This window comes from Streptomyces flaveus (assembly GCF_014647675.1).
In the GTDB taxonomy this organism is placed as follows: Bacteria; Actinomycetota; Actinomycetes; order Streptomycetales; family Streptomycetaceae; genus Streptomyces; species Streptomyces flaveus.
The window spans coordinates 385,540-394,795 of record NZ_BMPQ01000007.1; the positions used below are offsets into that span (position 1 = coordinate 385,540).

At 68.6% G+C, this 9,256-nt stretch carries 5 protein-coding genes; 2 read left to right on the forward strand and 3 right to left on the reverse strand.

Annotation, left to right across the window (positions count from 1 at the left end):
- Window positions 1–102 precede the first annotated feature (102 nt).
- Window positions 103–1,281: an acyl-CoA dehydrogenase family protein gene (locus IEZ21_RS17900; RefSeq protein WP_189322876.1), complete on the forward strand. Its 1,179-nt coding sequence runs from the start codon at window positions 103–105 to the stop codon at window positions 1,279–1,281.
- 69 nt (window positions 1,282–1,350) lie between these two features.
- Here the strand turns inward: IEZ21_RS17900 and IEZ21_RS17905 are convergent, their stop codons facing one another.
- The 3 genes from IEZ21_RS17905 to IEZ21_RS17915 form a co-directional block, all read right to left on the reverse strand.
- A complete protein-coding gene (locus tag IEZ21_RS17905) occupies window positions 1,351–2,634 on the reverse strand; it encodes an NAD(P)/FAD-dependent oxidoreductase (RefSeq protein ID WP_189322877.1) in 1,284 nt (427 codons plus the stop codon).
- A gap of 56 nt (window positions 2,635–2,690) precedes the next feature.
- The gene (locus IEZ21_RS17910) at window positions 2,691–3,374 is read right to left on the reverse strand and encodes a haloacid dehalogenase type II (protein WP_189322878.1); all 684 of its coding nucleotides are present in this window, start codon (window positions 3,372–3,374) and stop codon (window positions 2,691–2,693) included.
- A gap of 613 nt (window positions 3,375–3,987) precedes the next feature.
- Complete coding sequence (locus IEZ21_RS17915; RefSeq protein ID WP_189322879.1) at window positions 3,988–5,205, reverse strand: PucR family transcriptional regulator; 1,218 nt, start codon at window positions 5,203–5,205, stop codon at window positions 3,988–3,990.
- Between the two features lie 888 nt (window positions 5,206–6,093).
- Between IEZ21_RS17915 and IEZ21_RS17920 the strand changes: the two genes are divergently transcribed.
- Window positions 6,094–9,120: an aminotransferase class III-fold pyridoxal phosphate-dependent enzyme gene (locus IEZ21_RS17920; RefSeq protein ID WP_189322880.1), complete on the forward strand. Its 3,027-nt coding sequence runs from the start codon at window positions 6,094–6,096 to the stop codon at window positions 9,118–9,120.
- Window positions 9,121–9,256: the final 136 nt, after the last annotated feature.

Consider the following 9,256-nt stretch of genomic DNA (forward strand, 5'->3'; position numbering starts at 1 on the left):
TGCGTGTTCCCAATTTCTGGAACGCGTTCTACGGTGTGCGCCGTAAGGCAGGGCGGCCGGAGCAGCAGGCCAGTAGGAGCCCCGTGGGAGCCAGGAGGCGCCGTGCATCTCGAATACACGCCGGAGCAGCAGGAGTTGCGCACCGAACTGCGCGCCTACTTCACCGAGTTGGTGCCGGAGAACGTCCACGCCCGGTACGCGGACCCGGCGGCGCAGAAGCGGTTCTACCGCGAGACCATCCGCCGGCTCGGCTCCGACGGCTGGCTCGGGGTGGGCTGGCCGAAGGAGTACGGCGGGCGCGGGCTGAGCCCGATGGAGCAGTTCATCTTCTTCGACGAGGCCGCCCAGGCGGGCGTACCCCTGCCGCTGATGGCGCTGAACACGGTCGGACCGACGATCATGCAGTTCGGCACCGAGGAGCAGAAGGCGTACTTCCTGCCGAAGATCCTCTCCGGCGAGATCGACTTCGCGATCGGCTACAGCGAGCCCGACGCGGGCACGGACCTGGCCGCGCTCAAGACCAGGGCTGTCCGGGACGGCGATGAGTACATCGTCAACGGCCAGAAGATCTGGACGACCAACGGCGACACTGCCGACTGGGTGTGGCTGGCCGTCCGTACCGACCCGGACGCACCCCCGCACAAGGGCATCACCATGCTCCTCGTGCCGACCTCCGACCCCGGCTACTCCTGCACCCTCATCAACACCCTCGCCTCGCACGACACCACCGCGAGCTACTACGAGAACATCCGCGTCCCCGTCTCCCGCCGCGTCGGCGAGGAGAACAAGGGCTGGCGGCTGATCACCAACCAGCTCAACCACGAGCGCGTCACCCTCGCCGCGCACGGCACCATGGCCATCCGCGCCCTGCACGACGTGCAGCGCTGGGCGCTGGAGACCAAGCTCGCCGACGGCCGCCGCGTCGTCGACCTCCCTTGGGTACGCCGCCGCCTCGCCCAGACGCACACCAGGCTCGACGCGATGAAGCTCCTCAACTGGCAGATGGTGAACGCCGTCCAGGAGGGCACCCTCACTCCGCAGGACGCCTCCGCCGTGAAGGTGTACGGCTCCGAGGCACGCCGGGACGCGTACGCCTGGCTCATGGAGATCGTCGCGGCGGCGGGCGTCCTCAAGGAGGGCTCGGCGGGCGCGGTGCTCCACGGTGATCTGGAGCGCGGCTACCGCTCGGCCGTGATCTTCACCTTCGGCGGCGGGAACAACGAGATCCAGCGCGAGATCATCTCGTGGATCGGTCTGGGGATGCCGCGGGTACGGCGTTAGCGAGTTTTTGTGACCGTCACGCCGACCATGACTGGCCCCAACCCGCCCGCACCGGCGCATCGCTGTTGGTCAGCGCAGCCGGTCCTTGGCCTTGTAGTACGCCCCGGCGAAGGGCAGGAACCAGGCGGTGCCGTTGTAGAACGGCACCGGAACCTTGGGGAAGCCGAAGCCGCGCAAGGGGTTGGCCTCCGGGTGGCCGTCCATTACCTCGGCCATGGCGCGGCCCATGTAGGTGGCCATCTGGACGCCGTGGCCGCAGTAACCCATTGAGTAGTACAGGCCGTTGGCCTCGCCCGCGTGCGGAACGCGGTCGTAGGAGAAGCCGACACTGCCGCCCCACACGTAGTCGATCCGCACGTCCGACAACTGCGGGAAGATCTCCGCCAGTTCCTGCTTCAGGACGTCACCGCTCTTGACGTCCGAGGCGGGGTTGGAGGGCGCGAAGCGGGCCCGGCCGCCGAAGGCGAGGCGGTTGTCCGGGGTGAGTCGGACGTAGTGGCCGATGTTCTTGGAGTCCACGACCACGCGGTTGTTGGGGATGAGCTGCCGGGCCCGCTCCTCGCCCAGTGGCTCGGTGACGATGACGAAACTGCCGACGTTGATCAGCCGCTTGCGGAACCAGGGCATGGCCTTGTCGGTGTAGGCGTCGGTGGCCGCCATGACCTGCTTGGCGCGGATGGTGCCGTGCAGGGTCTCGACGAGGAAACCGCCCTCGGGGATGCGGTGCAGCGCGGTGGCGGCGTTGCGTTCGTGGATCTGAGCCCCGGCGCGTTCGGCGGCCTCTGCCAGACCATGGACGTATTTGCCGACGTGAAGGTGCGCGCTGAGCGGGTCGAGCAGGGCTCCGTGGTAGTAGTCGGAGCCCAGCTCGGCACGCAGATCGTTCTTGCTCAGCAGCGTGGTGTCGTGGCCGAAGTTGTCGGCCAGGTCGCGCTGCTTGGCCCGCATGCTCTCGAAGTGCTGCGGCTTGAACGCGACTCCCAGACGCCCTACGCGGTGGAAGTCGCAGTCGATCTGCTCCTTGACCGTCAGCTCCTCCACAACGTCCACCGCCTCGCGGAAGGCGTCGTACAGTTCCCGGGCCCGCGGCTGCCCGTAGCGCTTGCGCGCCTCGGCGGGGCTGATGGTGATGCCCTGGGTGCACATGCTGCCGTTGCGCCCGGAGGCGCCCGAGCCGACCTTGTCCTTCTCTACGAGGACGACGTGGGCGCCCTTGCGTGCCGCGTGGTAGGCGGTGGACAGGCCAGTGAGGCCGCCGCCGATGACCACCAGGTCCACCTGATCGGGGAGGGGCTTGCCGGTCCGGTCGGGGAAGGCAGGGGCTGTGTCGAGCCAGTAGGGGATCTGCTTCATGACGTACGTCCTCGGGTCTTCCTGGTCGTTCAGGGGTGTTTCTCTGGGTCCCGGCCTCAGCAGCCGAGCAGGGCCGGCAGGCCGGACAGGTCGGTCAGCTCGTCGAAGGGCTGGTAGTCGGTGCTGCCGCGGGCGCCGTAGCAGCCGTTGTGGCCGTAGCGGTTGATCCACACGCGGCGAGCGAGGCCGAGGTCGCGGGTGGGGATGAGGTCGTACTCCCAGCCCTGGGCGACGTGGATGACCTGGGCGGGGTCGATGTTCATGGTCTGGAAGGCGTACTCGAAGGTCTGCCGGGACGGCTTGTACGCCTTGGCCTGCTGGGCGGTGATGACATGGTCGAACTCGACGCCGATGTTGGCCAGGTTCTGGGCGATGAGGTCGTCGTCCGTGTTGGAGATGATGGCGATCTCGTACCGGGACTTCAGCGCCTGCAGGGCGGCCGGGACCTCGGGGTGGGGGCCGAAGGCGGGCACGGCCGCGACCAGGGCCTCGCCGTCGGACTTCCGGTACGCCAGGCCGTGCAGACGCATGGCTATCTCCAGGCTCGAGGGCAGCACCTCGTGGAAGGGGCGGTAGGCCTCCAGGACGGCGTGGAACCGCATGATGCGGAAGTCGTCGAGGAACTCGTCGACGTTCAGGCGGTCCAGGTCCAGCCGGTCGGCCAGGACCTTCAGGGTGGTGGGGCCGAGCTGGAAGTCGACCAGGGTGCCGTAGGCATCGAAGGTGACGATCTGACGCATGGTGTTCAACCTCTTTCCGGGCATATTGGACACCCCGTTCACCGAGAGTCACGATCTCGTCGAGTGCGGCCAGGTCCGCCGCATCGGGGGTCCAGGAGGCTGCCGCGGCGTTGGCGGCGACCTGTTTAGGGGGCATGGGGACATGAGGGCTGAGGGGGTGCCCGAGGGGCCGCCGCTGGAGGACGAGCCCCCGGACAGGGCCGGGGACGGCGAATGCTGATCAGGTAGTCGGCGGCAGCACCATTACTGCTCCGAGTGCGATGAGCCTTTCTCCTGCCCGAGGTGATGCGTCAGTGAAGCACCGTGGAGAATCCGGCAACAAGGGACGTGAGGCCGCGAGATCGACCGCGCATTTTGTGCCTGTGCACAATTTCCTGTCAGGGACCCGGTGCAGTTCTTGCCCGAACCGAATGAGTCTCTGAGAGGCACCGCGAGCGGCTCCGGCGCGAACTGCGGCCGCTTCGCGCCGCTGCCCGGCAGCGTGACCGGGCTGTCGGCCGACAAGGCTGCCGTCCCCATGAAGGGCATTCGGCCTCTGACCGCCACGCTTTGGCTCCAGCTCTCTCGGTCGCGGCCCCGGCCGGTTGCCACAACCCGTCCGGCAATCGGTGGATCAGGACACCGTCGCCCGGAAGCGGGCGCCCGCGTCCGTCTCCAGCCAAGCCAAGGCGAGGACCAGCCGGGCGGCGTCGTTCGGCCTGGACAGCTTCAGCCCGGTCGCCTCTTCCGCGGCCTGCAGGCGATTGCCCACCGTGTTCCGGTGACGGTAGGTGCGTGCGGCCACCTCAGCGACCGAGCCCAGGTCGAGGTACCAGCGCAGGGTCTCGACGATGCTGTCGCGGTCGCGCAGCTCGAGGAGTGGGCGCAGCACGCCAGTGGCCATCGCACCGGTGAGCTCCTCCTGCGCCGACATGATCGCCCCGACCCAGTGGCCCTCCACGTGCCGCACTCCGGGCTGCGCGGAGCTGCGGATCGCGGCACGTGCGAACCGGATGCCCCGCGCCGTCAGCGCCAGCCCGGGGACTTCCGCGACACCGCAGCGCCACGGGGCGAACGGCCGGAGCATGGCAAGCATGGCCTCTTCATCGCACCGTCCGTGACCGATGATGCCGAGGAGCTCGTCCCCCATCCACCCGAAGTGACGCAGCAGGCCGCCCCGACGCAGCGCATCGTCGACCTGGGACAGAGCCGGGTCCCCGGTAGGAACGGATTCGACCACGACCACGGTCAGGGCGACGTGCTCGGAGAAGCCCAGCAACGTCGAGGCCTCGGCGACCGTGGAGGGATCCTGCTCCCCTTCCAGGACGAGGCGACTGAAGGCGCGGTTGCGCACCTCCGTACGACGGCTCGCCAGGTCGCGCTCGGTGCGGCGGTAGGCGTCGACGACCTCGACGCTGTTGGCGTCCGTCGCCTCCCAGACGCGGATCAAGCCGTCGAGGAAGTCGGGATCGGCGCTGATGCCACGTGCTCGCCCCTCCGCGAGCACGGCCTCCCACAGGGTCCTGAGGTCCAGCTGGAAGGAGTGCATCAGAGCGGTCAGGGGAAACGCCTGCTCCGCTCGCTCGCGCCCCACGTCCTCGGTGGCGCGCGAGACCGTCTGGGGCACGGGACCGCCGGCCAGCCGGGTCAGGGCGAGTTCGAGGGTTCGCCGCATCCCCTCCCGTTTCTGGACCGGATCCCAGTCCTCCGACGCGTAGGCGGCCTCCTCGGCTTCCAGCTGCTCGAGAGCACGAGAGGTCAGTTCGTCGAGTCGTTCCTCGAGGAGCCGGCGCGCGATCGCCTGAACGGCGTCGTGGCGGGCCCCACTCTGACGGCGTCCCGGGCCGCTCACGAGGACCGCCTCTCCCGACGACAGCCGTCACCGGACGGATACGGGGCCGTCTCCGGGAAATGCCGCTGACATGCCGGTGGGGCTCCCTGACAGAAATTGTGCACAGGCACAAAATACGGCGTCGATGTCGCGGCCTCGCGTCCCTTGTTGCCGGATTCTCCACGGTGCTTCACTGACGCATCACCTCGGGCTGGAGAAGGCTCGTGACATGACCACGCACTTGGAGCAGCTATGGCGCTTCCGTAAGCACCTGATCCCCAGTCCGTCACCTTCAGTAGGCGCTGCTGAGGGGCGCCGCGTCCCTCGGGGCAGTCTCAGCCTTCCGCTACGGGGCCCACCAGGAGGCGATGACCAAGGCGGCCGAGCCAACCGGTTCGCCAGGCAGAGCGGGATCGAGATCATCCAGGACTCCCCCAGAGACTATGCCGAGCTCAAGGCGAGCGTCGAGGACCAGAACGTCACCTGGGACGTCATGACCGGCGCCGCGTGAGCTGATGACCGGTCTCTATGAGCGCTCCGCCGTTGACGGACGGCCACCTCGGACCTGATCGCCGACCAGGTGTTGGAGCGCGTCCTGGCCCGGGCCCCTGCAGCCGTCGGAGTGGGGCATCGAGGGGGAGTACCAAAACGGGGGAGTCCGCCTTGGACCTGTCGGTCGTCGACGTGGGTGGGCTCTGCGCAGTCCGTGAAGCGATCGAGACACAGCCGCGGCAGCCCTGCCCGCCTCCTCCCAGGAACCGCATCGATCGGACCGTCCGGGAGCTGACTGACAGCGTCGGGCAAAGGTCCGACACGGGTGGCGGCGGGGGACTGGCCACGACCTGAGCGTCGTGACGCAGGCCCACGGTGAGTGATGAGCGACCTGACGATGAGAGAGAGAACGCACCGATGACCTCAGCGACCACCACCGGCCAGGACGGAACGACCATCCCCGGTCACACCGGCCAACTGCCGGGCTCGCTCCTCGATCACGTGCTGCGGCAGTCCTTCGGACTCGAGGGATATGTCCAGCACCCACTGGGAGGGGAGGTCGACCAGAACGTCCGGATCACCGGTGATGACGGCATGCGCTACTTCGTACGGGTCACCCGCGCGGAGCCGGACTCAGCCGACGTCCTCTGGCAGAACTCGCTCCTCCAGCATCTGGCCTCCACCGTTCCCGACCTTCCGGTGCCACGACTGGTCCCGACGCGCGAGGGGAAGTGCCTTGCCGACGTCGTCCACGAGGGCCGAACGCACGTGGTCCGCGTGATGAGCTGGATCGAGGGCCGAGCCCTGGCGGATCTCGACGACCACCCCGCGGCGCTTCTGCGTCAGCTGGGAGAAGCCGCTGGGCGGCTGAGCCTCGGACTCTCCAGCATGGAGCCACCGGTGGGCCTGGAACCGCACGACTGGGACATGCGCCGGGCCGCTGAGATCGTCGAGGCGTCGCTGCACGCTGTACAGGACGCGGACCGGCGGGAGTCGGTGCGCACGATCATGGGCTGGTACGACGATCTCCTGCCGGCATGGGACCGACTGCCGCGGAGCGTCGTACACCAGGATCTCAATGACGCCAACGTTCTGGCCGACGCCGACGAGGACGGGGTGCTGCGGATCTCGGGCATCGTCGACCTGGGCGACTCGCTCTACAGTGTGCGCGCGGCAGAGGTGGCGATCGCGGCGGGCTACGCCATGGTCCGCAAGGCCGACCCGCTCGCTGCGGCGGCCGAAGTCGTGGCCGGCTTCCACTCGGTGCTTCCCCTCACGGCGGAGGAACTGGCGGCTGTCTATCCGTTGGCGGCCACCCGGCTGTGCATGAACGCCGTGACGTGGACGCGCCGGGTCGCGGAGAGCGGCACGCCGTACGGGCGGACCCGCGTGCAACACACCTGGCCGGCGATCGCGCAGGTGGCCGAGGTTTGTCCCGACGTCGCCGAGGCGACGTTCCGGGTCGCGTGTGGGCTCCCCCGGACGCGGGAGCAGCGGGGTTTGGAAGAGGTCTTGGCAGAGGCGGCCCGAACCGGCGCCCCGCACGCACCGGCCCCGCAGCTGCTTGACCTGCGACCGGCAAGTGATCTCTACGACGAAGTCGACTGGCACGAAGCGAGGGCGGTGCGCGCGAGCATCGACGACGTCCTCGACGGACGGCGGCGGAAGGGCTACGTGCCCCACCTCAGCGCATCGCTGCTCCTGGGTGGCCGGCGTCGCCCAGGGGCCGACGAGCCCGCGACGGTTCAGGTCGGCGGCTTGCTGATCGTGGCCGATGCCGAGGAGGTTGCCAGCCCGCTGTCCGGCGTCGTCGAGGCCCGCGGTGGCCCCGGTATGCCGTTGGTGCTGCGACATGCGGTCGAGGGGCTGGAGTTCTGGACGTGCTGGTGGGGACTCGACGACTCGCCGCCCGTCGCGGCGAGAGTCCCGGCCGGGGCGCCGTTGGGACGCGCCGGCGCGAGCGACGAGGCGGACCCGCTCGGGCCCTGCGTCCAGGTGCAGGTCCACCGCACCGCACGGATGGCCACATGGCCGCCGCCTCGTGTCGTGCCGCCCTCCGCACGGCAGGTGTGGAGCCACCTGTCACCTGACCCCGCCCGGCTCTTCGAGCTCACCGAGTCCCCCGCCGCGGTCCCCACCATCGACGACGTCGTCTCAGTGCGCCGTCGCCACATCGCTTGCTCCCAGCGCAACTACTACCGCAACCCGATGAACCTTGTGCGTGGGCGGGACGTGTGGTTCCACGACGAGGACGGCCTTGCCTATCTGGACTCGCTGAACAACGTCACCCACGTCGGCCATGCCGAGCCACGGGTGACGGCCGCCGCCACCCGACAGCTGCGCAAGCTCAACACCAACAGCCGTTTTGTCTACCCGCAGATCGCCAGTTACGTGCAGAAGCTGGTAGCCACGCTGCCCGACCCGCTCGAGGTCGTCTTCCTCGTGTGCACGGGCAGCGAGGCGAACGACCTGGCGCTGCGGATCGCCCGCCAGGTGACAGGTCGTCAGCACATCGTCAACATCGACGGCGCGTACCACGGAAACACCGGCGTGGTGACCGGGATCAGCCCGAACCGTTACAAGGGCCCCGGCGGCGCCGGTGCCCCCGCGACCACCCACGAGGTCGTCATCCCGGACCGCTACCGCAGCACCTACGGGTACGACGACGCGGACGCCGGAGTCAAGTACGCGCGCGACGCCGCAGCTGTCATCGAGCGGATCGCGGCCGACGGCCGACCCCCAGCCGCCTTCATCGCCGAGTCCCTGATGGGATCGGGTGGGAACATCGTGTTCCCCGACGGCTACCTCGATGGCGTGTTCACGGCTGCCAGGCGGGCGGGCGCCCTGTGCATCTCCGACGAGGTCCAGGTCGGCGTCGGACGACTCGGGCCCTGGTGGGGTTTCGAGCTCCAGGGAGTGGTCCCGGACATCGTCACGATGGGCAAGCCACTCGGAAACGGGCATCCTCTCGCGGCGCTGGTCACGACTCGGGAGATCGCCGACGCGTTCGACACGGGCATGAAGTACTTCAACACCTTCGGCGGCAACCCGGTCTCCTGCGCGATCGGCGAGGCCGTGCTCGACATCGTCGAGCAGGATGGGCTGAGGGAGAACGCCGTGAGCGTGGGCGGGTACTTCGCCCAGTCGCTGCGCGAGCTCCAGCAGCGCCAACCGCTCATCGGTGACGTGCGGGCAGAAGGGCTCTACCTCGGTGTCGAACTGGTTCGTAACCGCACCACCAGAATGCCGGCCACTGAGCAGGCCTTCATGGTCACCGAGCTCATGAAGGAGCGAGGCGTCATAGTCTTCCCCAATGGCGTGCACGACAACGTACTGAAGATCAAACCGCCCATGACCTTCCGCCGCGAGCACGTGGATCTCTACGTCGACGCGCTGCACGAGGTCCTGTCCCTGCCCGAGCTGCGCTCGGCCGTTCAGTCCTGAGACGGGCAACCGTCCACTGAGGCAATGGACGAGAGTGGCCCGCGAAAACGCGAGAAGTGCTTCTGACGCGTAAATAGCTCCAGGTCAGGGACTGTTTGGGCAGGACTGGATGCCCGGCGTCCGTGGAGGCCGCCGG

Bases quoted from the DNA above. Each gene is read 5' to 3' on its own strand.
- IEZ21_RS17905 (WP_189322877.1), bottom strand. From the start codon at position 2,634: ATGAAGCAGATCCCCTACTGGCTCGACACAGCCCCTGCCTTCCCCGAC.
- IEZ21_RS17910 (WP_189322878.1), bottom strand. From the start codon at position 3,374: ATGCGTCAGATCGTCACCTTCGATGCCTACGGCACCCTGGTCGACTTC.
- IEZ21_RS17920 (WP_189322880.1), top strand. From the start codon at position 6,094: ATGACCTCAGCGACCACCACCGGCCAGGACGGAACGACCATCCCCGGT.